19 protein-coding genes are annotated in these 24,851 nt (G+C 72.4%); 6 read left to right on the top strand and 13 right to left on the bottom strand.

The genetic code is table 11. The features are described from left to right. Window positions 1-54 precede the first annotated feature (54 nt). Complete coding sequence (locus ACZ6B8_RS07885; protein WP_471606631.1) at window positions 55-528, bottom strand: ATP-binding protein; 474 nt, start codon at window positions 526-528, stop codon at window positions 55-57. 111 nt (window positions 529-639) lie between these two features. On the opposite strand from ACZ6B8_RS07885, the gene ACZ6B8_RS07880 reads away from it, so the two are divergent. Both ACZ6B8_RS07880 and ACZ6B8_RS07875 read left to right on the top strand, forming a co-directional pair. Beyond that, window positions 640-1,467, top strand: coding sequence for a helix-turn-helix domain-containing protein (locus ACZ6B8_RS07880; RefSeq protein WP_471606630.1), 828 nt, complete (start codon window positions 640-642; stop codon window positions 1,465-1,467). Further along, entirely contained in the window at window positions 1,464-1,718 is a 255-nt protein-coding gene (locus ACZ6B8_RS07875; protein WP_471606629.1) for a DUF397 domain-containing protein, read from the top strand. Before ACZ6B8_RS07880 ends, ACZ6B8_RS07875 begins: the two co-directional genes overlap by 4 nt. Before the next feature lie 52 nt (window positions 1,719-1,770). On the opposite strand, the gene ACZ6B8_RS07870 is transcribed toward ACZ6B8_RS07875, so the two are convergent. Then, window positions 1,771-2,931 carry a S1 family peptidase gene (locus ACZ6B8_RS07870; protein WP_471606628.1) on the bottom strand — a complete coding sequence of 387 codons (1,161 nt, stop codon included), beginning with the start codon at window positions 2,929-2,931 and terminating at the stop codon, window positions 1,771-1,773. A 531-nt stretch (window positions 2,932-3,462) separates the two neighbouring features. On the opposite strand from ACZ6B8_RS07870, the gene ACZ6B8_RS07865 reads away from it, so the two are divergent. Continuing rightward, window positions 3,463-3,861, top strand: coding sequence for a VOC family protein (locus tag ACZ6B8_RS07865; RefSeq protein ID WP_471606627.1), 399 nt, complete (start codon window positions 3,463-3,465; stop codon window positions 3,859-3,861). Window positions 3,862-3,886: 25 nt separating this feature from the next. Here the strand turns inward: ACZ6B8_RS07865 and ACZ6B8_RS07860 are convergent, their stop codons facing one another. From ACZ6B8_RS07860 to ACZ6B8_RS07840, 5 genes are all read right to left on the bottom strand, one after another. Beyond that, on the bottom strand, window positions 3,887-5,464 hold the full coding sequence (locus ACZ6B8_RS07860; protein WP_471606626.1) for an ABC transporter substrate-binding protein: 1,578 nt from the start codon (window positions 5,462-5,464) through the stop codon (window positions 3,887-3,889). Then, on the bottom strand, window positions 5,464-7,641 hold the full coding sequence (locus tag ACZ6B8_RS07855) for an ATP-binding protein (protein WP_471077229.1): 2,178 nt from the start codon (window positions 7,639-7,641) through the stop codon (window positions 5,464-5,466). Before ACZ6B8_RS07855 ends, ACZ6B8_RS07860 begins: the two co-directional genes overlap by 1 nt. Window positions 7,642-7,765: 124 nt before the next feature. Further along, complete coding sequence (locus ACZ6B8_RS07850) at window positions 7,766-10,999, bottom strand: NACHT domain-containing protein (RefSeq protein ID WP_471606625.1); 3,234 nt, start codon at window positions 10,997-10,999, stop codon at window positions 7,766-7,768. 121 nt (window positions 11,000-11,120) lie between these two features. Then, window positions 11,121-13,835: an aconitate hydratase AcnA gene (gene acnA, locus ACZ6B8_RS07845; protein ID WP_471077223.1), complete on the bottom strand. Its 2,715-nt coding sequence runs from the start codon at window positions 13,833-13,835 to the stop codon at window positions 11,121-11,123. 196 nt (window positions 13,836-14,031) lie between these two features. Further along, window positions 14,032-14,832 carry a class I SAM-dependent methyltransferase gene (locus ACZ6B8_RS07840; protein WP_471606624.1) on the bottom strand — a complete coding sequence of 267 codons (801 nt, stop codon included), beginning with the start codon at window positions 14,830-14,832 and terminating at the stop codon, window positions 14,032-14,034. 104 nt (window positions 14,833-14,936) lie between these two features. Between ACZ6B8_RS07840 and ACZ6B8_RS07835 the strand changes: the two genes are divergently transcribed. Beyond that, complete coding sequence (locus tag ACZ6B8_RS07835) at window positions 14,937-15,533, top strand: TetR/AcrR family transcriptional regulator (protein WP_471606623.1); 597 nt, start codon at window positions 14,937-14,939, stop codon at window positions 15,531-15,533. Window positions 15,534-15,555: 22 nt separating this feature from the next. On the opposite strand, the gene ACZ6B8_RS07830 is transcribed toward ACZ6B8_RS07835, so the two are convergent. After that, window positions 15,556-16,560 (bottom strand): LacI family DNA-binding transcriptional regulator, encoded by a 1,005-nt coding sequence (locus ACZ6B8_RS07830; RefSeq protein ID WP_471606622.1) that lies wholly within the window; start codon window positions 16,558-16,560, stop codon window positions 15,556-15,558. A gap of 94 nt (window positions 16,561-16,654) precedes the next feature. Here ACZ6B8_RS07830 and ACZ6B8_RS07825 point away from each other — a divergent pair, with 94 nt between their 5' ends. Next, window positions 16,655-18,565 (top strand): amidohydrolase, encoded by a 1,911-nt coding sequence (locus ACZ6B8_RS07825; protein ID WP_471606621.1) that lies wholly within the window; start codon window positions 16,655-16,657, stop codon window positions 18,563-18,565. Window positions 18,566-18,709: 144 nt separating this feature from the next. Then, window positions 18,710-20,239, top strand: coding sequence for a helix-turn-helix domain-containing protein (locus ACZ6B8_RS07820; RefSeq protein WP_471077208.1), 1,530 nt, complete (start codon window positions 18,710-18,712; stop codon window positions 20,237-20,239). A 7-nt stretch (window positions 20,240-20,246) separates the two neighbouring features. On the opposite strand, the gene ACZ6B8_RS07815 is transcribed toward ACZ6B8_RS07820, so the two are convergent. The 5 genes from ACZ6B8_RS07815 to ACZ6B8_RS07795 form a co-directional block, all read right to left on the bottom strand. Then, window positions 20,247-21,644 carry a helix-turn-helix domain-containing protein gene (locus ACZ6B8_RS07815; protein WP_471606620.1) on the bottom strand — a complete coding sequence of 466 codons (1,398 nt, stop codon included), beginning with the start codon at window positions 21,642-21,644 and terminating at the stop codon, window positions 20,247-20,249. 47 nt (window positions 21,645-21,691) lie between these two features. Then, the gene (locus ACZ6B8_RS07810; protein ID WP_471077202.1) at window positions 21,692-21,937 is read right to left on the bottom strand and encodes a hypothetical protein; all 246 of its coding nucleotides are present in this window, start codon (window positions 21,935-21,937) and stop codon (window positions 21,692-21,694) included. 261 nt (window positions 21,938-22,198) lie between these two features. Further along, window positions 22,199-22,912, bottom strand: coding sequence for a hypothetical protein (locus ACZ6B8_RS07805; protein ID WP_471606619.1), 714 nt, complete (start codon window positions 22,910-22,912; stop codon window positions 22,199-22,201). A gap of 240 nt (window positions 22,913-23,152) precedes the next feature. Further along, complete coding sequence (locus tag ACZ6B8_RS07800; RefSeq protein WP_471077196.1) at window positions 23,153-23,554, bottom strand: RidA family protein; 402 nt, start codon at window positions 23,552-23,554, stop codon at window positions 23,153-23,155. Then, window positions 23,551-24,786 carry an acyl-CoA dehydrogenase family protein gene (locus ACZ6B8_RS07795; RefSeq protein WP_471606618.1) on the bottom strand — a complete coding sequence of 412 codons (1,236 nt, stop codon included), beginning with the start codon at window positions 24,784-24,786 and terminating at the stop codon, window positions 23,551-23,553. Before ACZ6B8_RS07795 ends, ACZ6B8_RS07800 begins: the two co-directional genes overlap by 4 nt. Window positions 24,787-24,851 lie beyond the last annotated feature (65 nt).

Below are 24,851 nucleotides of genomic sequence, written 5' to 3'. Positions count from 1 at the left end.
ACATTCCCGGCGCCGCACGGCCCCTTCACGTACGGGGTGCGGGGCGCCCGCCCGTCACTCCTCCGTGCTGAACTCGCACCACACCACCTTGCCGGGGTCCCGCTCGCCGACGCCCCACGTGTCGGCCAGTGCCGCCACGATCAGGAGCCCGCGCCCCGACTCGGCGTCGCCGTCCTCGCGCAGGTCGAGGACGGGCCGGCCGCCTCCGCTGTCGTGCACCTCGACGCGGACGGTGCCGCCCGCGTGGCGCAGGTGCAGCCGGAATCCGCGGCCGGGCGGGACGCCGTGCAGCAGGGCATTGGTCGCCAGCTCGTCGACACAGAGGGTGATGTCGTCGCCGCGCTCGCCGTCGATCCCCCAGTCGGCGAGGGCGGCGGCCGTGAAGGCGCGGGCCACGGGGACGGACCGCCGCTCGCGCCGGTAGAAGCGTTCACGCGGGGCGTGGGGGGTGAGGGGGGTGTCGGGGGTGTGGGGGGTGTCGGGGGTGTGGGGGGTGTCGGGGGTGTGGGGTGGAGTTTCGTCGTTCACGTGACGAGAGTCACGCTCCGTGGCCATGATGAGGCAGTACGTGAACCCGTACGTCTGAGCTGTACGGGTTCACGGTGTGAAGGCACGGCTTCTGGTGGGGAGTTGGACCGTATGAACAGCCCTAGGCGACGGTCTCGCAGGAACGCGTCGGCGATGAAGATGGTGGGAGCGCTGCTCGCCGTCCACCGGGAGGCGGCGGGGTTCACCCAGCGGTCGCTGGCGGAGCGGTTCGTCGTGAGTGAGGAGCAGATCGCCTCCATCGAGCAGGGGCGGCGGCCGTTGAAGATGGACCTGGCGGTGCAGTTGGACGACCTGCTGTGCACCCATGGCACGTTGGAGACTGCGGTCGCCAATATGCCGGAGGTGGATCTGGTTCCTCGGTGGGCTGAGGAGTACCTGGATTGTGAGCGGGAGGCTATTGCGATCTCCCTCTACGCCAACCAGGTCTTGCCCGGACAGCTGCAGACCGAGGCCTACGCACGGGCGGTGTTCCGCAGTCGCGTACCGGTCTTCGACGAGGACGAAATCGAGCAGTTCGTGGCGGCACGAGTGCAACGTCAGGAGATCTTGCATCGCAAGGTCCCCCCGACCACCAGCTTCGTCATCTGGGAGGCCGTGCTGCGTGATCACCTCGGCGGTCAACAGGTCTTCCACGAGCAGCTCCGCCGCTTGCGAGAGTATGCCGAGCTACCCGGACTCGCTCTGCAGATCCTGCCTTTCGGGCGCACGACTCATGCGGCGCTCGACGGCCCCTTCGTACTCCTGGAGACGCCTGATCATCAACGCCTCGCGTACACGGAAACCCAGCGCGGAAGTCAGCTGATCGCTGACCCGGACGAGGTGGCGATCCTGACGCAGAAATGTGCGATGCTGCGAACACAGGCCCTCAACGCCGAGCTCACGAGGGCCGAGTTGGACCGTCTGCTAGGAGATCAATGAGCGGCACCGCGCTTACGTGGTTCAAGTCGACCTATAGCGGCAGCGAGGGCGGCGAATGCCTCGAAGTCGCGTACGCCTGGCGCAAGACCAGCTACAGCAGCGGCGAAGGCGGCCAATGCCTGGAGGTCTCCGCCCACCCCGCCGCCATCCACATCCGCGACTCCAAGAACCCGGCGGGCCCCCACTTCACGGTCTCCCCGACCACCTGGACCGCGTTCCTGTCCCTGCCCCGGGACGAGGCCCGCGCCTGACGCACCCGAAGGGGGGCACCCGGCAAGCGCCGGGCGCCCCACCCCGACCGGCTCAGGCCGTGTGCAGCGTGAGCCCGTACCGTTGCAGGATCTCGTTCACCGGCTGGAACCACGTCTCGCCGCCGCCGGAACAGTCGCCCCAGCCGCCGGACGTCACGCCCTGGGCCTGGTCGCCGCTGATGAACGAGCCGCCCGAGTCGCCGGGTTCGGCGCAGACACTGGTCTTGGTCAGCTGGTACACCGTTCTGCCGTCCGAGTAGTTGACGGTCTCGTTCTTGGCGAGGAGCTGGCCGCAGTGCCAGTGCGAGGTGGACCCGGAGCGGCAGATGGACGCCCCGACGGGCGCTTCGGCCGAGCCGCGGACCAGCTGGTCGGAGACCGTGCCCCAGCCGAGGACGACCGGAACGGTCCACCAGCCGTTGCCGACGGACACCCAGGCGTAGTCGTCGCCGGGGAACGACGAGCCCTGGAACGAGCCGACGGCGGAGTTGTCCCAGCCGCGCACCGCCTGGCCCGCGCCGCCGCAGTGTCCGGCCGTGACGAAGCCGCCGTACACGGAGAAGCCGATGGAGCAGCGGACGTTGCCGGTGTAGTACGGGTCGCCGCCCACCGTTCCGGCGGCGAAGGTGCTGGGCCGGGCGGCGACCGTCCCGACCTGCACGGGCCCGGCGGCGCGGGCGCGGCGCAGGAAGGTGCTGACATCGTTGTCGGAACGGTGGCCCGCGACCACGTCCACGACGACGCGGTTCTTGCGGGCGTCGACACGCCAACTGGCCACGTCCGCCGGGGCCTTGATCCTGTCGATCCGCTTCTTCGCCGCGTCCAGCGCGCGGGCGCTGTGCTCGACGAGACGGACGTCGGCGCCGGTCGCGCGGACATTGGCGGCGGCGGTCCGCTTGGTCACGGCGACGGTCAGCCGGCCGGGACCGGCGTCGAACCAGGACCCGGCGTAGGCCGCGCCCGCGACTTTGCGCGCCGCGCGCTCGGTCTTGGTGGCCCGGCGCTCGTCGGCGAGCCGGTCACGCGCGGCGGCGGGGGTCAGTCCGAGGTCACGCTGCATGGCCTGCAACTGGGCGCTGGTGGCGGGGGCTTGGGCCGTGGCGCCGGGTACGGGGGCGGGGCTCGCGGCGGCGGGGGTGAAGCCGGTGCCGACACAGGCGGCGGCGACCAGCAGGGCGGAGAGTCCGAGACTCGTACGGGTCTTGCGTCTCACAGGGGGTCCTCTCGTCGTACCAGCGGGGGTGGTGGAACGGAGTCGTGTGCGTGAGAGCGCTCTCAGGTGCCGCGGGGAAGCGTAGGGATCCTCGCGGGACAAGTCCAGACCTGCCGCGCGACCTCCGGCCGGACGGTTCGACTTCTGTCGCCGCGCCGCACCCCGCCAGTCAACTCCGCTGTGCCGGACGGGCTTTAGGGGCGGACACGCAGGGAACCCGAGGCGTCACACCCCGGACGCACCCGCTGCGTACGGGCCGGACGGAGACGTGAAGTGGACACGGAGAGGATCTGACGTCGTGGGCAACGTGGGCCCCGTAGAACTGGTCATCATGCTCGTGCTCCTCCTCATCGTCGCCATTCCGCTCGCGGTGGTCTTCCGCGGCGTGCGACGCCGCGGCAGGTAGCCCACCCGGCGGGGGGGGCTCGACGTATGGGGAGCGCCGTGGCTATGATCCACGGCGACATCGCGTGCCGGTCACCGGCTGGGTGAGGCATGGAGGTGTCAGGAGATGCCTTCTGGAGGCATTCCTTGTCCGTCGAGTTGAACCACACCATCATTCACGCCCGGGACAACCGGGAGTCCGCCGAGTTTCTCTCGGGCATTCTGGGGCTCGAAATCACCTCTGAGTGGGGGCCGTTCGTCGCGGTCCAGTTGGGCAACGGCGTCACCCTGGACTTCGCCGCCATCCCCGCCGAGAAGATCACCCCGCAGCACTACGCGTTCCTGATCTCGGAGCCCGAGTTCGACGCGGCCTTCGCGCGGATCCGGGAACGTGGGCTCACGTACTACGCCGACCCGCACGGCAAGCAGCCCGGCGAGATCAACCGCAACGACGGCGGCCGTGGGCTGTACTTCATGGATCCGGCCGGGCACGGCATGGAGATCATCACGGTGCCGTACGGGGGCTTCCCCGGCTCCCCCGAGTAGCGCGCGCCCCGACCGCCCGCGCGGTTCAAGAAGGGCAGCTCTTCGCCCCCTCCCCCCGGTACGTCCGGTACAGCGGCAACTCCCCCTTGCCGTCGTCCTGGTGGCGTACCGGGGGGAACTCGATCACCGGGACCGGCTTGCACACGGCCCACTGGTCGTTGACGCCAGGGCCCGTGAAGCCGAACGTGCCGCTCGACCCGGCCAGGCATCCCAGGCACTCGCTGCCGTTGACCGTCGACGTCGTCAGCGTGCTGTAGATGTCCTTCGTGGTCGGCAGCTTCGCCGGGTCCGGGGTCGTCTTGCCGCCCTCGTTGACCTCGCTGTACGTGCGGTCCACCGCGTCCGTGAGGAGGGCGAAACCGTCGTGGTACAGGGACGCGTAACCGTCGTCCAGGGGCTTCGCGCCGAGCGGGTGGGCGCTCGCGAGCTTCTTGAAGCGCGCCAGGAACTCCGCCGACCCCTGGGGCGGCGCGTTCCTGCCCTTCGCCCACTGGGGGTCGTACGCCGCCGCGTCGACGATCGTCGCGTTGGCGGTGCGCAGGCTGCGCTCCGCGTCGGCGGTGGTGAGCGTCGGCTCCAGGCCGATGGCCACCTTCATGATCCGCAGCTTGCGGCCCCGGTCGCAACCCGCCTCGTCCGCGAGGCGGTTGACGAAGGCCGGCAGGTCCTGGTCGCGGCCCGCGTAGAAGACCGTGTCGACCCGGTCGCGGCAGATCTTCGCCACCGCGTCGGCGAACCGCTGCGGGATGCCCTGGTCGTTTCCGGACGAGCCGATGTAGTGGGAGGTGTGGTCGCGGAGGTCGTACTTCTCGCCGAAGTGCCGCTCGAAGACCTCGCGGAGATTCTTCGAGTACACGTCGCCCTCACGGCTGTCCCAGAGCAGCAGGCCCTTGCCCTGCTGCGGATAGCGGTCGAGGTAGCGGGTCAGGGCGCGGGCGAACTCCTCGTTGTTGGGCGAGGTCTTGAAGAGGTAGCGGGAGTTCATGGAGGCGGCGGTGAGGACGGGGCCGACCGTGGGGATGCCCCGCGCGGACAGCTCGGCGACCATGGCGCGGGTCTCCTCCGTACTGCTGGGGAGCCCGGTCACCCCGACCAGCGGCGCCTCGGTGTCCTTCGTCAGGCCTTCGAGGCGGTCGACGACGGTCTTCCACTGCCCGAGGTCGCGGCCGTCGGGCGCGAACAGCAGCTGGTAGTGCGGCCCGCTCGCGCTGTTCGCCTCCTGCTGCGCCGCCAGCGAACCCGCGAGCGCCCGCCGGATCATGTCCGCGGTCATCACGCTCGACTCGTCGGACGTGAACGGCATCATCAGCGCGATGCGTACGTACGGGATGCGGTGCCCGTTGCCCTTGGGGTTCTTCCAGTCCCGCTCGACCCGGGCGTTCTCGTCCGCCACGGCCGCCATCAGGGACGTGATGCCGTCGTCCGCGTCGAAGGCGTGGTCGGCGACGCCGACGCACTCGCCGTTGATCTTTGACAGACCGTCACCGCACGGCCCGGGGCGGGAGGTGAACCAGACCAGGGAGCCCGCCACCAGCGCGGCCGCCACCACCGCGGCCACCAGCCATTCGAGCGGACCCCACTCCTTGGGCGGGTGGTTGAACATCAGGACCCCTCACTGGCGGGGACGGGCAGGACCTGGCGCTTGCGGGCGGCGGCGGGCCAGTCGCGGGCGGCCCTGCCGAGGGCGGCGTACCAGGCGGGATGGCGCCGGGACAGGAAGCCCAGCTCGTCGCCGACCGCCTGGCAGAGGGTCTCGGCGTCCGGATCGATGGCCGGGTCGGCGTACGGCTCGGACAGGTACCACAGGGCGTGCAGGAGCCGGTTGACGCAGCGGCCCGCCTCGTCGAGGTGGGTGTAGCGGGAGGCGTGCTCACCGAGGGCCGTCTCCACCCGCTGGTCGCTCCACCCCTCGCCGTCGCCCCCGTAGAACGCGCCCGCCGGGGTGCTGCCCACCGGCGGGGTCGGCGCGGTCGCGCAGTGGCGCAGGCAGACCAGCCAGTGCTCGATGCTCTGCTCGGCCTCCTCGGCGCCGAACTCGTCGGCCAGCATGTCCACCACCTGCGCCGCGTTGCCGGTGGCCAGGCTGTGCCGCAGCGCGTCCGCCTCCTCGGTGTCGGCGCGCTGGACGTGGTGCAGATGCAGGAAGCGGTGGATCTGGTACCAGCTGTGCGGGTCGTCGGCGGGCGGCGAGGTGCGCCGCGCCTCGTGCACGAGCAGCGTCTGCAGCAGCCGGTTCGCCACCAGCGGCGCGTCCACGGGCACGGCTCGCTGCCACTGGCGCTCCACCAGGTACTGGGCCGCCGCGTTCGCGGGCAGCTGCTCGGGCCCGTCGAGACGCAGGTCCTCGGCGAGCGCCTCGGCGGCCGCGCCGTCCCGCGCCAGGCACAGCACGACGAGCCGGTCGCGCTGGCGCCGGTCGGGCAGCAGGTCCTCCAGGAGTACTTGGGTGACGGGCCGGCCCGCGGCGGTGGGCAGGTCGAGGAGGTCCTTGGGGGTGACCGCGCGGTTCTGGCCCGCGGCGTGCACCACGGCGTCGCACAGCACGGTGCTGGCCGACGGGTGTCCCCCGGTCAGCGCGTGCAGCGCGGTCGCCAGGTGGGGGTGGAGCAGCCGGGCGGAGGCCCGGTCGAGCAGGGAGAGGATGTCGTCGCGGCCCAGCGGGGTGAGCGGCACGACGAGCAGCCCGGCGGACGGGTCGTGCCCGGCGCGCTCCCACAGCGGGGCCGCGTCCTTGCGGTGCGCGCCGCCGACGGCGGGCAGCAGGTCGGCGAGTTCGCGGCGGACCGCGTGCGGGGCCTCGTCCGGCGGCAGGTCGCCGAGGCGGGTGGCGACGACGGTGATCCGGTCCCGGCCGGGCCGCCGCGCGGTGGCGCGGTGCTCCAGGAGCAGTTCGAGGAAGCGCCGTCCGGCGGGGGTGTGCGCGTCGTCGAGGAGGATCAGCGGCCAGGGCTCACGGTTCCAGCGGCGCACCCGGCCGTAGGCGGCGCTCACTTCGGCGAGGAAGGCGGCCATGAGGGTGTTCTCCACGGCGTGCTGGTAGTCGCCGCCCCGGTGGAATCGGCGGCCGAGCTCCAGCAGGGCGTCGGGCTCGGTGGTGGCGCCGGCGGGGGCGGTGTGCCGCTGCCCGTACCAGTTCCGGGCCGGATCGAGGGAGCGCAGGGACTGCAGTTCGCGCAGGATCGCCGCGGTGACCGGCTGCGAGCCGTCGTCGTCCTGCATCTCGATCCCGGCGGCGGCCGCGCCCGCGGCCTCCTCGATGGAGGCCTCGACCCGCTCCGACCACTGCCGCGCCACGTCGCGCTCGGTCCCCCGCAACAGGCCGCAGCCGATGAGGAGCCGGGCGTGCCGGGCGCAGACGGCGTCCCGCCCGTCGGCGTCGTCCAGGTACCAGCCGGAGACCGCGAACAGGCCGGGCAGCAGGACGGGGAAGTGGCCGAGCCCGGGTGCGAACGCGCACACCAGGCGCTCCAGGATCTGCACCAGGTCGGCGGCCGGCGCGGCGGGCACCCCGCCGGGCGGTGCGTCGGGGTCGGGCGCCCCGGCCGCCGCGACACGGATGTGGGCGAGCGGCAGCCTCGTGTCGTAGGCGCGCGCGAGGGCGTCGAGGACGGCGCTGCGGCCGAGGCCGTGCTGGCCGGTGAGCAGGACGACCGGCGGGTCGTCGCCGAACTCCCGTTTCCTGCGCGCCCGTTCCTCGTAGGCCAGGCCGGTGAGGGACGGGATGAGCGAGCCCACCAGGGGGTCGCGTCCGTACAGCAGTGGCGCTTGCGGCCTGCCCATCCGACGACGTCCCGCTTCCCTGGCGATCCTCGGCCGCGTCCGGCCGCTGGCTGTGTGCGTCAACTCCTCTACGGACGGCAGAACTTACCTGCGCATCTCGCCTCCCGCCAGCGGAACAAGGGGGTCAGGGGTGCGGATATATCTCCAGGTCCACCCCGTGCGGAAGATCGGACGCCCCCTGGACCTCTCCGGGATACGCGAGCCTGACCCGCCGCAGCCCGGTGAGCCCCTTCAGCGAGCGGAGGTGGATGTCGGTGCCCTGGGTGAGGTGGATCTCCTCGAGTCCCGGCAGCCGTCCGGCGATCCGCCGCAGCGTCACGGGGGCGCCCGGCTTGGCGTACACGTACAAGTGCTTGACCTGCGGGATTCCGGTGCTGGGGCCGAAGAAGAGCAGCATGCTCAGCTGTTCGGGCGAGAGGGTCAGCGTGTGCAGCGCGGGCAGCTTCGGCTCGCCGCCCTCGCGCGCGGCGAGCAGGGCCGCCCAGTGGTCCGGCATCAGGCGCTCACCGGCGTCGTGCAGGCGCAGCTCCTCCAGGGCCGCGCAGCGGGTGATCTCCGCCATCTCGACGGTCCCGGGCGGCAGGGCGAGGACGCGCAGCCGCTCGGGGGCCGGCAGGTCGGCGAGGCCCCGCCAGGGCACCTGCGCGCCCAGGTGCAGCTCGGTCAGGCGCGGGCAGTCGGCGAGCTGGGCGAACGGTTCGAACTGCGGCAGGTCTTCCGTGACGAGGGTGCGCAGGGCGGGCAGGCGGGTGAGCGGCGCGGGGTCCTTGAGGTTGCGGCAGCCCTGCAGGGTGAGGCTCTCCAGACGGTCGAAGTCCGCGAGCAGGCCGAGGTCGTCCAGCCGGAGGGCGCCGCGCAGCCGCAGTTCGCGCAGCCGGCGCGGGTCGAGGGCGGCGCGCAGGGCCACCGGGTCGAAGTCGCCGTGGATGCCGACCCGTTCGCAGCCGGGCAGCGCGGCGAGGGCGTCGAGCTCGGCGCGTGAGCGCACCGTGACGGGTTCGGTGGGGTCGGCGGCGAGCAGCGGCCCGATGATCTCGTCGGCGTAGACCCGGGTGTCGAACCGGTCCCAGTGGCCGAGGAGTTGGGCCCGTACGACGGACTGGCGGGTGTCGAGGAACTCGCGCAGCCGGGGTATCGCCGCGTCCCCGCCGATCTGGCAGATCGCGTGCACGGTCGCCAGCTCCTCGTCGCCCTCCAGCTCGCCCGCGTGGGGCAGCATCTGGAGCAGCAGCGGGCCGGTGCGGGCGAGCACCCGGGCCTGGCGCAGGCTGCGCGGCGGCAGCATGCGGGCGGCCTCGGTCTCGATGGTCCTGCGCACGGCGGGGTCCAGGCGGGTGGCCTGTTCCAGGGAGGCGAGGGCGAGCAGGCGCAGGCGGGCCTGGACGGTCGGGTCCTTCTCGCGGTTGCCGCGGTCGCTGAGTCGCATGAGCAGGTCGGCGCGTCCGTTGTGGTCGCTCTGTGCCACGGCCATCTGCACCACATCTTCCCACTGGTCGACATGTGCGTTCTTCACCAGGATGCCGAAGTCCCGTTCCTCGAGCACGGCCTTGGCCCCGAGATAATCCTGGAACGTGCGGTGGACGAAGTCCACGGCGCCCACGGCGGGTTCGCGGAGCAGACCGGAGCGTTCCAGGAGGTACTGCAGGGCGTCCTCGGGCTCCCCCAGCTGCTGGAGGCTCGGGACCTGGGGCTGGAGCCTGCGCACCACGTCGACGGCGTCGGCGCGCTCGATCTGGGTGCGTTCGTTGCGGATCAGCCAGTACGCGAGGCGCTTGAGGGGTTCGGTGGCGGCCTCCTCGTCCAGCTCGGCGTGGCCGCCGCGGCCGAACAACTCCCTTTCCATGTCCCGTCGTTCGAGCAGCATCGACAGGGCCGCCTTGTAGAGGGCGGCGCGGCCCCGGGGCAGGAAGCCGCGGCGTTCGCGGTGCAGGGCGCAGATCAGGCTGCACATCAGCGGGTTGGTGGCGAGCCTGCTCAGCTCCGGGCTGGCGCGCAGCGCCTGGGTCAGCTCCTCGCCGAGCCCCTCGCGCGCGCCGGCCGCGGTGTGCCAGCGCTGGATGAAGACGCGCAGGTCGTCGGGGCGCAGTGCGTTCAGGGTGAACTCGTGGAAGCCTTCGCGGGCCAGCCAGCCGGGGTCGAGCGCGGAGGGGCGGGTGGTGGCGAGCCACAGGTTGCCGGGGAAGGCGGAGAGGAGTCCGCGCAGCCAGACGCGGGTGCGGGTGCGGTCGCCCTTGGGGATCTCGTCGAGCCCGTCGATGAGGAGGAGTCCGCGCCCGTTCTGCAGTACGCGCGCGGCCCAGCCGTCGGGTTCGGTGCCCACCAGCGGGCAGCCCATCCAGCGCAGGAAGTCCTGGGGCAGCGGGAGTTCGGTGCCTTCCCGGGCGAGGGTGCGCAGCGGCAGGACGAAGGGGACGCGGCCGAGGAGCTGGGGCAGATGGGCCGGGACCGTCTCCTGCCGGGCGGCGGTGATCGCCAGCCACTGCACGAGGGTCGTCTTGCCGGTGCCGGCGAGCCCGTGCAGCAGCACCCGGCCGCGGCCGGCCAGGGCGGTCTCGACGCTCTCCTCCAGCTCCGGGTCCCGGACCGCCTCCACGGCGTCGGACTCCTCGACGGCCGCGGCGGGGGCGGCGACGGCCCGCGGACTCAGGTAGGCGCTCTCCAGGGACCACTCCTGGCCGCCGGGGTCGCGCAGGTCGACGCCGTAGATGGTGAGGCTGCCGTGCCGCTCGACGACGTAGTGCGCGTAGCTCTCCTCGAAGCGGGCGTCGGCCGTCGTCCGGTCGTCGCCGGAGACGCGCCGCAGGATGACCTCCAACTGCTCGCTCTGTTCCCGCATTTCGCGCAGCCCCTCCAGTTGGGCGCGGGCGGCGAAGCCGGGGCGCTGGGTGAAGAACCGGACGAGGTGCACGCAGGCCGTCCGCAGGAGCCGGTCGTGGAAGAGCGCGGCGTCGCGGGTGAGGAGCCTGCGGGTGTCGGGCCCGGCCTCCTGGGACAGCCGGGCGGCGAGCCGTTCGGGCCCGAGCACGAAGACCTGCACGTCGTCCATGTCGAGCTCGCCGAGCGCGAAGAGGGTACGGGTCAGCGCCTGGCCGACGGCGTCGTGCTCGTCGTCCTCGATGGGCCGCTCGCCGGGGCCCGCGGCCCGCACGGCGCGGCGCACCAGTTCGCTCGCGAGCCGGTGCATGTCGTCCTTGCTGAGCGCGGGATGGTCCCCGGCGAAGGACAGCAACCCCGTGATGCGCACGGGCCGTTCACCGAATTCGGCGCCGGGCGCCTTGGGCGGCGGGAGGACCAGCCGCTTGAGCAGCGGCACGACCACCGAGGACGCGACCTTGAGCCCCACCGCTCCCACGTCCACGCGCAGCCTCCCGCTCTCCCGCACCCGTACCCGGCACCCAAAGCGTAGGGCCCGCACCCCCCGGTACAGGGAGCGCGGGCCCAACTGGCCTTGGCGGGCCGCCTACTGGCGGCTCACGGGTCTACTTCCGGATCAGCGAGCGCAGCACGTACTGCATGATGCCGCCGTTGCGGTAGTAGTCCGCCTCGCCGGGGGTGTCGATGCGGACGACCGCGTCGAACTCCACACCGGTGTCGGTGGTGACCTTGACCGTGCGCGGCGTGATGCCGTCGTTCAGCTCGGTCACGCCGGAGAAGGAGAAGGTCTCCTCGCCGGTGAGGCCGAGCGAGGACGCGGTCTGGCCCTCCGGGTACTGGAGCGGCAGGACGCCCATGCCGATGAGGTTCGAGCGGTGGATGCGCTCGTAGGACTCGGCGATGACGGCCTTCACGCCGAGGAGCGCGGTGCCCTTGGCGGCCCAGTCGCGGGACGAGCCGGAGCCGTACTCCTTGCCGGCCAGGACGACCAGCGGGATGCCCTGGTCGATGTAGTTGCGCGAGGCGTCGTAGATGAACGAGACCGGCGCGTCCTCCTGCGTGAAGTCACGCGTGAAGCCGCCCTCGGTGCCCGGCGCGATCTGGTTGCGCAGGCGGATGTTGGCGAACGTGCCACGGATCATGACCTCGTGGTTGCCGCGGCGCGAACCGTAGCTGTTGAAGTCGCGGCGCTGCACGCCGTGCTCCGTGAGGTACTTGCCGGCCGGGGTGTCGGCCTTGATCGCACCGGCCGGGGAGATGTGGTCGGTGGTGACCGAGTCGCCCAGCTTGGCGAGGACCCGGGCGCCGGTGATGTCCTCGACCGGGGCGGGCTCGTGCGCCATGCCCTCGAAGTACGGGGGCTTGCGGACGTACGTCGACTCGGGGTCCCACTCGAAGGTGTTGCCGGTCGGGATCGAGAGCGCCTGCCACTGGGCGTCGCCCGCGAAGACGTCCTCGTAGGACTTGTTGAACATGTCCTCGCCGATGGAGTTGGCGACGACGTCGTTCACCTCGGCCTCGGAGGGCCAGATGTCCTTGAGGTGGACCGGGTTGCCGTCCTGGTCGACGCCGAGGGCCTCGGTGGTGATGTCGATCTTCATCGAGCCGGCCAGGGCGTACGCGACGACCAGCGGCGGGGACGCCAGGTAGTTCATCTTGACGTCGGGGTTGATGCGGCCCTCGAAGTTGCGGTTGCCGGAGAGGACCGAGGTGACCGCGAGGTCGTGGTCGTTGACGGCCTTCGAGACCTCCTCGGGCAGCGGGCCCGAGTTGCCGATGCAGGTGGTGCAGCCGTAGCCGACGAGGTTGAAGCCGACCTTGTCGAGGTACGGGGTCAGACCCGCCTTGTCGAAGTAGTCGGTGACGACCTTGGAGCCCGGGGCGAGGGTGGTCTTGACCCACGGCTTGCGGGTCAGGCCCTTCTCGACGGCCTTCTTCGCGACGAGCGCGGCGGCGACCATCACGTACGGGTTCGAGGTGTTGGTGCAGGAGGTGATCGCGGCGACGGTGACGGCGCCGTGGTCCAGCTCGTACGTCGAACCGTCGGGGGCGGTCACCTGGACCGGGTTCGACGGGACGCCGTTGGTGGTGGCCGGGGCGTCGGAGGCCGGGAAGGACTCCTTGCCCGCCTCGTCGACGCTGTCCACGTAGTTGCGCACGTCGATCTTGAACTGCTCGGCGGCGTTGGCGAGGACGATGCGGTCCTGCGGGCGCTTGGGGCCGGCGATGGAGGGCACGACCGTGGAGAGGTCGAGCTCCAGCTTCTCGGAGAAGTCCGGCTCGGCGGCCGGGTCCAGCCAGAGGCCCTGCTCCTTGGCGTACGCCTCGACGAGCGCGACCTGCTGCGCGTCGCGGCCCGTCAGCTTCAGGTACTTCAGCGTCTCGTCGTCGATCGGGAAGATCGCGGCGGTGGAGCCGAACTCCGGCGACATGTTGCCGATGGTGGCGCGGTTGGCGAGGCTCGTGGCCGCCACACCCTCGCCGTAGAACTCGACGAACTTGCCGACGACGCCGTGCTTGCGCAGCATCTCGGTGATGGTGAGCACCAGGTCGGTGGCGGTGGTGCCGGCGGGCAGCTCACCGGTCAGCTTGAAGCCGACCACGCGCGGGATGAGCATGGAGACCGGCTGGCCGAGCATCGCGGCCTCGGCCTCGATGCCGCCGACGCCCCAGCCGAGGACGCCCAGGCCGTTGACCATCGTGGTGTGCGAGTCGGTGCCGACCAGGGTGTCGGGGTAGGCCTGGCCGTTACGAACCATGACCGTACGGGCCAGCTTCTCGATGTTGACCTGGTGGACGATGCCGGTGCCCGGGGGGACGACCTTGAAGTCGTCGAAGGCGGTCTGGCCCCAGCGCAGGAACTGGTAGCGCTCCTTGTTGCGGCCGTACTCCAGCTCCACGTTCTGACCGAACGCGTCGGCGGTGCCGAACTTGTCGGCGATGACGGAGTGGTCGATGACCAGCTCGGCCGGGGAGAGCGGGTTGACCTTGTCCGCGTCGCCACCGAGCTCCTTGACGGCCTCACGCATGGTGGCGAGGTCGACGACACAGGGCACACCGGTGAAGTCCTGCATGATCACGCGGGCCGGCGTGAACTGGATCTCCTGCGAGGGCTGGGCCTGGGAGTCCCAGTCACCGATCGCACGGATGTGGTCGGCGGTGATGTTCGCGCCGTCCTCGGTACGGAGCAGGTTCTCCAACAGCACCTTCAGGCTGTAAGGAAGGCGGGCGGAGCCCTCGACCTTGTCCAGCTTGAAGATCTCGTACGACTCGTCGCCCACGCGCAGCGTGCTGCGGGCGTCGAAGCTGTTCGCCGACACGACAGTCTCCTTCATATTTGTGCGCGTTCGCTCACATCCTGCCGCCACGACTCCTCGTCGATCCGCTAAGGTAAGGCTTAGTTAGGTAACCCTTACCGAGTGGCGGCTCCTGGTGCGCCTCGGCAGATATCTCGATGTCGAGATAACTCTAGTACATGACCCGCACGTACGACGAGGCGCGCCCGCATGCCCTCGGTCACGTGCGCTCCGCCGCCACCGCCACCGTCACGTACCGCATCGTGAAGCCGCCGCCCATCGCGTCCACGGCCGCCCCGACCGCGGCCATGACGTGCGACTGCGCCGTGGGCGCCAGGCGGGTGAGCGCGCCCTGGGTCGGGAGCTGGTCCAGCCAGGTGTCCCGGGTGTACGCGCACTCCCAGTCGAAGCGCCACTCCTCCGGCTCCGCGAAGCCGCCCGCCCGCCGGATTCCGTCGGCCGCCTTGCCGAGGATGAGCCGGTAGGCGTCCTCGGTCACGGTCGCCGTCGCCCGGGCGGCGATCGGTGAGTCGGGCGCCGCCTCCCGGTAGGCCGCGGCGAACGCCTCCGCCACGGGGGCAGGCGGTTCGTGCACGTTCCAGAACACGGCGAGCCGGCCGCCGGGGCGCAGTACCCGCGCCGCCTTGGCCGCCCCCGCGACCGGGTCCACCCAGTGCCAGGCCTGGCCCGCGACCACCGCGTCGAAGCGCCGGCCCGCAGGCTCCCACTCCTCGACCGTCGCCACCTCCGTCTCGACGCCCAGCCGCCGCGCCAGCTCGGCCATCCGCCCGTCGGGCTCGACGCCGAGCACCTCGCAGCCCGCGGCCCGCAGCTGGCGGGCGGCGATGCCGGTGCCGCAGCCGACGTCGAGCACGGCGGGCGGCGGGCCGTCGCCGACGATCCGACGGATCAGGGCGTCCGGATAGCGGGGCCGGGTCCTGTCGTACCGTTCGGCGTCCACGCCGAAGGACTCGGCGATGCCGCGCTGTCGATGGGGTTCGCTCTCCGGGATAGTGGGCATGCGCCCACTCTGAGTGGGCACGTGCCCACTCGTCAACGGGTGGGGCACGATCAACGCGTACGGTCGGCGGACAGGCGGACCGTCGAAGGGCTGGAGGAGAAGCAATGGCGCCGACCGGGGTGGCCCTCCGCGATGTGCGCGAGCAGCTGTTCGGCGCCGCCGAACGCGTCCTGCTCAGCGCCGGGCCGAACGCGCTGACCAGCCGCGCGGTGACCACCGAGGCGGGCTGCGCCAAAGGCGTCCTGCACCGGCACTTCGCCGACTTCGACGCCTTCCTCGCGGAGTTGGTGCTCGACCGCATCGGCAGGCTCGACGCGTACGGCGCCGCCCTGTGTGCCGCCGCCGGGACCGGCACCGTCACCGGCCGGCTCACCGCCGCGCTCACGGACCTTCTCGGGCCCGTCGCCCTCGGCATCCTCGGCCTGGTCACCTCGCGGGACGCGCTGCGGGCGCGGCTGCGCCGCACCACGCCGGCCGGTGTGCCGCTCCTGACGGAGGCCGCCGCCGTCCTCACCGTCTACCTGACGGCCGAGCGCGACCTCGGCAGGCTCGTCCCGGACGCCGACGCCGACACCCTCGCGCTCACCCTGATCGGCGGCGGGCACCTGCTCTTCGCCGGGCGCGAGGGCGAGCCGCCGGACCCCGAGGCGGTCCGCAAGGTCGTGGTCTCGGTGGTCGGCGGGGCCGTTCGCGAGGGGTGAGCCCCGGGACACGTCCGTCCGCTCAGGGTGCCGCCGGCTCCGCGGCCGAGGACGCGCGGACCACGAGTCCGGCGGGTACGACGACCGGGCCGGCGCCTGGCGTGCCGGTGCCCTCGACGAGGTCGACGAGGGCGGCCACGGCGGTGCGGGCCGCCCGCTCCGGGTCGAGCGTCACCGTGGTCACCGGGGGGTTCGTCGTCGCGTAGGCCGGGTCCTCGCTCGCGCACGCCACCCGCAGGTCGTCCGGGACGCGCAGGCCGTGCCGGGCCGCCGCGGCCAGGAGCTGGCGGCCGCCGGGGTCGTACGCCGCGTAGACCGCGTCGGCGCGGCTCGGGCCCGACAGGAGCGCGTCGAAGGTGTGCCCCCGGTCGTCTGCGGGGTCGAAGGGCACGATCAGCGGGGCGGCGGCGCGCTCGGCGCACCACTGCGTATAGGCCGCCGTCACCGCGCGGGCGTAGTGCTCGTCGCCGTTGCCCGCCTGGAGGGCCGGGCGGCGGGCGCCGCCGGCGGCGAGGTGGTCGAGGACCGTGCGGGTGGTCGCCTCGTGGTCGTTGTCGACCCAGAGGTCGCCGGGGCGCGGGTCGCCGGGGAGGCCGTCGAAGACGAGCGGGATGCCGCGGGCGCGCAGGGCGCGGACCATGGGGTCGCCGCGCGGGCTGTCCATGATCAGCATGCCGTCGACGGCCAGGCCGTGCCAGGAGTCGTCGGCGGCGCGGTCGGCGGGGAGCGTGGTGAGGGCGTAGCCGCGGGCGTGGGCCGCCGAGGTGGCCGCGGTGACGGCACGGGAGAAGTAGGCGACCTCGGTGTAGTTCCAGGCGGCGGGGAACGTGGTGACAGCGACGCCCAGGATGCGGCTGCGCGGAGGTCGCGGTGTGCCGTAGCCGAGCCGGGTCGCGGTGTCGCGGACCCGGCGGCGGGTGGCGTCGGCGATCCGGCCGGTGCCGTTGAGGGCGTGCGAGACGGTCGCCGTCGAAACCTCCGCGGCGCGGGCTATGTCGGCGAGAGTCGGCCCTGGCACGCGGCTCATCGTACGGAATCCGTGGCCCGCGGCGGGTTCTGGTTAACGGCTTACTCGCCGAGGGTTTCCTCCACTCGCTTCCCCTACGCGTTGGAGTGTGGCCATGTCCCAGTCGTCCGTCCCCCCGCTCTCCCGGCGCGGTCTCCTCGCCGCGGGAGCCGCAGGAGCCGCGGGGGCCGCCGGGCTCGTCGGCGCGGCGGGATCCGCAACCGCCGCGCCGGTGCCCGCCTCCGCGCGCCGGAGGTCCGCCGCCCTCGTCGTGCACAACGCCCGTGTCTTCACCGGCACTTCGGGCCACGGCAGGCCCGACGCGGTGGCCGTGGGCCGGGACGGGCGGATCCTCGCCGTCGGCACCGACGCCGTCGTCAAGCGCTTCGCCGGACGCGACACCGAGGTCGTCGACGCCCGGGGCGGCACCCTCATGAGCGGCGTCCACGACGGGCACGCCCACCCGATGGACGCCGCGAACCGCTCGCTGCGGCCCTCCCTCGCGGGCGCCGAGCAGACCGTGGAGGAGCTGCGGAAGACACTGACCGGGTTCCTGGAGGACTCCGCGGAGCAGGAGCCGGACGGCTGGCTGGTGGTGGAGGACTGGAACCCGGTCGGGCTGCTCCCCCGCGGCACGGCCCCGCACCACGTGCTGCTCGACGCCCTGCCGACCCGGCGCCCCATCGCCCTGCGCGGCGGCGACGGCCACAACCTCTGGGCCAACCGGCGCGCCCTCGACATCGCGAAGATCACCGCGGCCACCCCCGACCCTGTCGGCGGCACGATCGTCAAGGGCGCGGACGGCGAGCCCACCGGGGTGCTCAAGGACGACGCCCAGCCGCTCGTCTCCCGGCACATCCCCGAGCCGGACGCGACCCGCCTCGCGGACGCCGCCGCGAAGATCTTCGCCGAGGCCGCCGCGTCCGGGATCACCACGTTCATGGAGGCCGTGGTGGGCCGCGACGAGCTGAAGGTCTATCAGCGGCTCGCCGAGTCCGGCCGGCTGCCCCAGCGCATCGTGCCCGCCCTGCGCATCGGGACCGAGCTGACGAAGGACCCGGCCGCGGCGCTCGCGTACGCGAAGGAGCTGCGGGCGGACTTCAAGGGCGTACGCGGACTGCGCTTCGGCACGGTCAAGGTCTTCCTCGACGGCGTCATCGAGTACCCGGCCCAGACCGCCGCGCTCCTTCGGCCCTATCTGGACGAGGAGGGCAGGCCGACCGGCCACCGCGGCGAGCTGTACGTGTCGTCCGCCGACTACGGCCGGCTCAGCGCCGCCTTCAACGCCGAGGGGTGGCAGATGCACGCCCACGCCATCGGCGACCGCGCCGTGCGCACCTCCCTCGACGGATACGCGTACGCCCTGCGCGAGACCGGCCGCCGCGATCTGCGCAACACCACCGCCCACCTCCAACTGGTCGACCCCGCCGACCTCCCCCGCTTCGCCGCCCTCGGCGTCGTCGCCTGCATGCAGCTCCAGTGGGCCACCCGCAACGCCTGGACGATGGACGCGCTGCGGCCCTACATCGGCGCGGCGCGCCACCGATGGCTGTATCCGGCGCGCAGTCTGCGCGAGCGGCGCGCGGCGCTCTCCGGTGGCTCGGACTGGCCGGTCGACCCTCTCCAGGTGTGGAACCAGATCCGCACCGCGACCGACCGCGAGGGCATGGAGGGCGAGGGCGACCTCTACCGTGCCCAGGAAGGCATCAGCCGGACGTCCTCCCTGCTCATGCACACCTTGGGCACCGCGCGGCAACTGCGCTCCGAGCACCTCACCGGCACCGTGGAGAGGGGAAAAGCGGCCGATCTCGTGCTCCTCGACCGCGATGTGACGCGGTGTCCGGTGGCCGATATCAGCTCTGTCGACGTGCGCCTGACACTGGTGGGAGGCACAGTGGTGCACGACGCGCAGTCGTCGGCAGGACGCGCGGCCGCCGCCCGGGTGACGCGGGCGGCGGCGGGGCCCCGGCCCACGTCGTACGCGTCGGTGCACGGCGGCCGGCACGCCTCGTGCGGGTGCGGCTGACCGCTCCGGGCGCCACGCTCGCGGGTGGGTGCGGCCGAACTGCCGGGCGCGGGACGGTCCGGGGGAACACCCACCGGACGGCCGATCCCCATATGGCCTACCCCGACGCGCTCTTCATCTCATATCTGAGATAGCCTGCGACGCATGGCAGACGACTACCTCGTACGCATCGGCAAGCTCATCCGTGACGCCCGGCAGCACCGGGGCTGGACACAGACGCAGCTCGCCGAGGCGCTCTCCACCAGTCAGAGCGCCGTGAACCGCATCGAGCGCGGCAACCAGAACATCAGCCTTGAGATGATCGCCCGGATCGGCGAGGCGCTCGACAGCGAGATCGTGTCGCTCGGCTACGCCGGGCCGATGCACCTGCGGGTGGTCGGCGGCCGCCGGCTCTCCGGCTCCATCGACGTCAAGACGAGCAAGAACGCGTGCGTGGCGCTGCTCTGCGCGTCCCTCCTCAACAAGGGCCGCACGGTGCTGCGCCGCGTCGCCCGCATCGAGGAGGTCTACCGCCTCCTGGAGGTGCTCAACTCCATCGGGGTGCGCACCCGTTGGATCAACGACGGCGTCGACCTGGAGATCGTGCCGCCCGCCAAGCTGGAGATGGACGCGATCGACGCGGAGGCCGCGCGCCGCACCCGCTCCATCATCATGTTCCTCGGGCCGCTGCTGCACCGCCTCGACCACTTCAAACTGCCCTACGCGGGCGGCTGCGACCTGGGCACCCGCACGATCGAGCCACACATGATCGCGCTGCGCCGGTTCGGCCTGGAGATCGCGGCGACCGAGGGGCTGTATCACGCCGAGGTGGCGCGCGACGTCAGCCCCGACCGCCCCATCGTCCTCACCGAGCGCGGGGACACCGTCACCGAGAACGCGCTGCTCGCCGCGGCACGCAGCGCGGGCACCACCGTCATCCGCAACGCCTCGTCGAACTACATGGTCCAGGACCTGTGCTTCTTCCTGGAGGCGCTCGGCGTCGAGGTCGAGGGCATCGGCACGACCACGCTGACCGTGCACGGCGTCCCCACCATCGACGTGGACGTGGACTACTCCCCCTCCGAGGACCCGGTCGAGGCGATGAGCCTGCTGGCCGCCGCGGTCGTCACGGAGTCCGAGCTGACGGTCCGCCGGGTGCCGATCGAGTTCCTGGAGATCGAGCTCGCGGTCCTGGAGGAGATGGGCCTGGACCACGACCGCACCGCGGAGTACCCCGCGGACAACGGCCGTACGCGCCTGATCGACCTCACGGTGCGGCCCTCCAAGCTGGAGGCGCCGATCGACAAGATCCACCCGATGCCGTTCCCCGGCCTGAACATCGACAACGTCCCCTTCTTCGCGGCCATCGCGGCGGCGGCGCAGGGCAAGACGCTGATCCACGACTGGGTCTACGACAACCGGGCGATCTACCTCACCGACCTCAACCGCCTCGGCGGCCGCCTCCAGCTCCTCGACCCGCACCGGGTCCTGGTGGAGGGCCCCACCCGCTGGCGCGCCGCCGAGATGATGTGCCCGCCGGCGCTGCGCCCCGCCGTGGTCGTCCTGCTCGCGATGATGGCGGCCGAGGGCACGTCCGTGCTGCGCAACGTGTACGTGATCAACCGCGGCTACGAGGACCTGGCGGAGCGTCTGAACTCGGTGGGGGCGCAGATCGAGACGTTCCGGGACATCTGATCCGCGCTCACCCGTCCTGCAGCTGGCGTTCCCACTTGGCGGCACCGGGGGGCCAGCCGTAGGTGGGGCGGCCCGTGCTGCCGCTGGTGCGGAACGGCTTGCTCTGGTCGTCGACGCGGGTCACGCCGTGCCGTTCGCCGCTGGACCACTCCAGTTCCAGGTACCAACGGACGTCGTGCGCCGCGGCGTTGGCGCTGATGTAGAAGACCTCGGGGTCGTTCTCGCTGATCTTGTACGGGAAGTCGCGCTGGCCGTGCTCGGGGACGGCGCGCGGCGCCGGGTCGTCGAGGTCGACGGCGAAGGACCTGGTGGACACGTCGCCGCCGCAGCCGGTGTGCATCTGGTAGTTGTTCCAGGCGAGCGGGGCGCCGCTGCTCTGCACGCGGACGTTCATGCGCTCCAGGACGACCGGCTTCCCGCCCACGCCCTGCACGGTGACCTCGATGAACTGGTCGCGGGACGAGACGGCGCCGAGGTCGCCGACCCAGCCGGGCGCGTCCTGGTCGGCGGCGGGTGGCTGCGGCATGTCGCCGGGGGCGCGGTTGACCAGGAAGTCCTTGGCGCAGGGGTCTTCGTAGGCGTACGGCTTGGTGCGCGTCGTCACCGGTTCCGGCCCGCCGCGCACTCCGCCGGGCGCGGCGGCCGTCCCGGGGTTCCGCGAGGCGCCGGGCGACGGGGCCTGCTCGTCGGCGGGCGGGGCGGTGGTGGCGCCCTTCTTCTTCCCCGCGTCGCCCTTCCCGTCCCCCTTGCCGTGCCCCGTGCCGGGCGACCGGACGACGGTCGCGTCCGAGGAGACGGCGGACCGTCCGGTGTCGCGCCGCTGTCCTTCACCCGCGCCGCCGTGCAGGACGAGCGCGGCGGAAGCGATACCGACGACCCCGGCCACGGCGGCCGCGAGGGCGAGGGTCCGCCGTCTGCGGGAGAGGAACGGGGCCGGCCCGGCGGTCACGCGGCCCGGGCCCGAGGGCGTTCCGGTCCCGGCCGCCGACCCGGACTCCGAGCCGGGCTGCGGGCCGTGTTCGGGCAGGCGGGTGGAGTTCGGGGTGGGGGTTGGGACGGGGGTCGGTGTCGGGCCCGGGGTGGCTGAACTCGATGGCTCTGCACCGTGGTTGGCGGGTGTGCGGGCTGGCGCGGCGCTGGACGTGCCGGACGCGGCGCGTCCCGGCTTCCGTCCGCGGTCGGCGTCCGCCAGGATCCACCGCCGGTGCACCTCCACCAGCTCCTCCGGCGTCGCCCTGCACAGGCGGGCGAGCCGTTGCACGGGGGCGAACTCGGTGGGCACCGCGTCCCCGTTGCAGTACCGGTGCAACGTGGACGTACTCATGTGCAGCCGCTTGGCCAGCACCCCGTAACTGAGCCCGGACCGCTCCTTGAGCTCCCCGAGCAGCTCCGCGAGCGACGCCATGCCCACCCGCTCCCTTCCCGTCGGACGTTCCTCGAAGGCGGCGGCACTCACGTGTGGGCGCTGAGCACATCGGCGGACCCCAGCACGACGGACACGCGGTCGGCGTCGGCACCGGGGGCGTCGGGTGTGACGCCGTCGCCGATGGAGCGGGTGATGACGGCGCCGGCCTTGCCGTCCGGTCCCGTGTCGTCGTCACCGCCGGTCTGGCAGGCGGTCAGCGCGAGCACCGCGGCGGCCGCGACGGCGAGCAGCGAGGCGGAACGGACGGGACCGCGCGAACGGCGAGTGGTCATGACGGGAATCCCCCCACGGGTGATCGGGATGCGGTTCCGGCGCCTGCTCCCCGCAGACGGCGGGCCGGATCTGCTGTTGGCTGCACCCCGTCAGATGGCGCCCGTGCGGGAATTGTTCACCGGTTTCTGTCCGCACTTGGTAACAAGGGACGTGCCCGGAGAGGCGGAAGGGAACGTGCGCGTCCGGGCAGGCGAACGCGGCGCCGACCCTCCTCGGATCGCCGCCGCGTCGCTGAACATCGTGGGGTCGGAGCACCCCGACTACTGCCCCGATGCCGCCAGTTCCTTGAGGTCCACCGTCTCGCCCTTGCCCGGCGTCGCGGGCTTCACGGGCTTGTTGTAGTCGGTGAACGTGGCCTCGTTCGGCTTGTCGCCGCCCTTCACGGAGCTGCGCAGGATGTACGGCTTGCCCTCGGTGGCGACGTACAGGGTGTGCGTCTCGCCGCCGGAGGCCTTCTTCGTCAGCATGATGGCCTCCTTCCCGTCGACGGACGTCGTGTCACCCTTCTTCATGCCCTTGCGGCTGGACTTGTCCTCGTCCATCGACGCCACCAGGCCCTGCTTGTCGCACATGCCGGAGGTCTGCGCGTCGTCCGCGGGCATCTTGACCCACTTGTCGACCACCTTCGCCCGCACCTTCTCCGAACCGGGCTGGTTCTTCAGCGCGTTCTTCCAGTACTGCTCGTCGCCGCGCACGTACAGCGTCCCGTTGGTGTGACGCAGCTCGGCCTTGCTCCCCGCGGTGTCGACGGTCCCCTGACAGTTCTTCTCCTGGTCGACCGCGAGGTCCAGGCTCACCGACTTGCCGTCGGGCTGCTTCATGTCGCCCTTGAGGCGCATCGAGTCGGCGCCCTTGGTGGCCGCCACCGCCTTGGCCGCGATCTGGTCGGCGCTGTCCTTGGCGAACGGCTTGGAGTCGCCTCCGTCGTCGCTGTCGCCGCAGCCCGTCAGCAGAGCCGCGGCAAGTCCGACCATGCCGATAACGCCCGTAACCTTGCTCGCACGCACGTGGTCACCCCTCCTGCGGAACGTCTTCCCGTCCCGTTCCCCACGACCCCATTGGCCGCGGTCGTGATCCAGTACCCCGTGATCTGCCGCCCTCACCCGGTGGCGGTCATTCCGCCTTGCGCGCTCGCACGCACGGCCGACTCGCACGGCCGGCTCGCACGCACGACCGGCACAGCGGCCGCGTCTCCTCCGTCACCGCACCGCCCCTCACTCCAGTACGGCCACGCCGTCCAGCTCCACCAGCGCCTGCTCGTCCCAGAGCCGGACCGCGCCGATCACCGCCATCGCGGGGTAGTCACGGCCCGCCAACCTCTTCCATACGCGCCCCAGTTCGGCCGCGTGGGCGCGGTAGTCGGCGACGTCCGTGGCGTAGACGGTGACGCGGGCCAGGTCTGCGGGGGTGCCGCCGGCGTGGCGCAGGGCCGTGAGGAGGTTGGTGAGGGCGCGTTCGAACTGCTCGGGCAGGGTCGCCCCGGTGACCTCGCCCTCGCTGTCCAGTGCGGTCTGCCCGGCGAGGAAGACGAGGCGGGAGCCGGTCGCGGTGACGGCGTGCGAGAAGCCGGTGGGCGGGGAGAGTTCGGCGGGGTTGACGCGGTGCAGGCTGCTCATGCGGACGGCTCCTCGCGGGGTGTCGGGGCAGGGGTAGAGGTAGGGGCGGCTGTCGGATCGGATGGCGGGGTGGGGTGGGCCCGGGACGCGTACAACTCCTTGGCGATGACAGTGCGTTGGACCTCGCTCGCGCCCTCGTAGATGCGCGGCGCGCGCACCTCGCGGTAGAGGTGTTCCAGGAGGTGGCCGCGGCGCAGGGCGCGGGCGCCGTGGAGTTGGACGGCCGCGTCGACGACGTACTGCGCGGTCTCGGTGGCGAGGAGTTTGGCCATGGCGGCGCGCCGGGCGATGCCGTCGCCCCGGGGGCCCTCGCGGTCGTACGCCGCGGCCGCCGCGTACACCATCAGGCGGGCCGCCTCGGTGCGCGTGGCCATCTCGGCGACCTGATGGGCGACGGCCTGGAGGTCCTTCAACTTCGCCCCGAAAGCGTCCCGTTCGGCCGTGTGGGCCAGCGTGGCGTCGAGGGCGGACTGCGCCATGCCGACCGCGAACGCGCCGACGCTCGGCCGGAACCGGTTGAGCGTGGTCATCGCGACCCGGAAGCCGCGGTCCACCTCGCCGAGCACGTCGTCCCCGCCGACCCGCACCCCGTCGAAGCCGAGGGCGCCGATCGGGTGCGGGGAGAGCATGTCGAGCGGGGTGCCGGTGAGGCCGGCGCGGTCCGCGGGGACCAGGAACGCGGTGACGCCGCGGGAGCCCGCGCCCGGGGCCGTACGGGCGAAGACCGTGTAGAAGTCGGCCTCGGGGGCGTTGGAGATCCAGCACTTCTCGCCGGTGAGGCGCCAGCCGTCGGATCCGTCGGGCTCCGCCGCGAGGTCGAGCGCCGCCGCGTCCGACCCGGCGCCCGGCTCGGAGAGCGCGAAGGCGGCGACGGCCCGCCCGGCGCGCACGAGCGGCAGCCAGCGCTCCCGCTGCGCCCGCGTGCCGTGCGCGTGCACGGGGTGGGCGCCCAGGCCTTGCAGGGCGAGGGCGGTCTCCGCCTCCGTACAGGCGTACGCGAGGGACTCGCGCATCAGACAGAGGTCGAGGGCGCCGGAGCCGGCCCCACCCGCTCTCCCGCGCTCCTCGAACAGGGCGTCCAGCAGGCCCAGTTCGCCCAGCGCGGCCACCAGCGGCCGGTTCACGCGGCCGGGCTCGCCCTTCTCCGCCAGTGGGCGCAGCCGCTCGGCGGCCAGCCCGCGCACCTCCGCACACCGGGTGGTTTGTGCCGGATCGAGCGAGAATGCCGTCATCCCGGGCCCCTCCTTTATCGCGCACCGTTGACTGTCGTCACCATCACGATACGCTCGTCCCGCGA

This window comes from Streptomyces sp. NPDC041122, from assembly GCF_055592445.1.
Note: the sequence above shows the minus strand (reverse complement) of the source record. Positions and strands in the feature narration are given on the sequence as shown.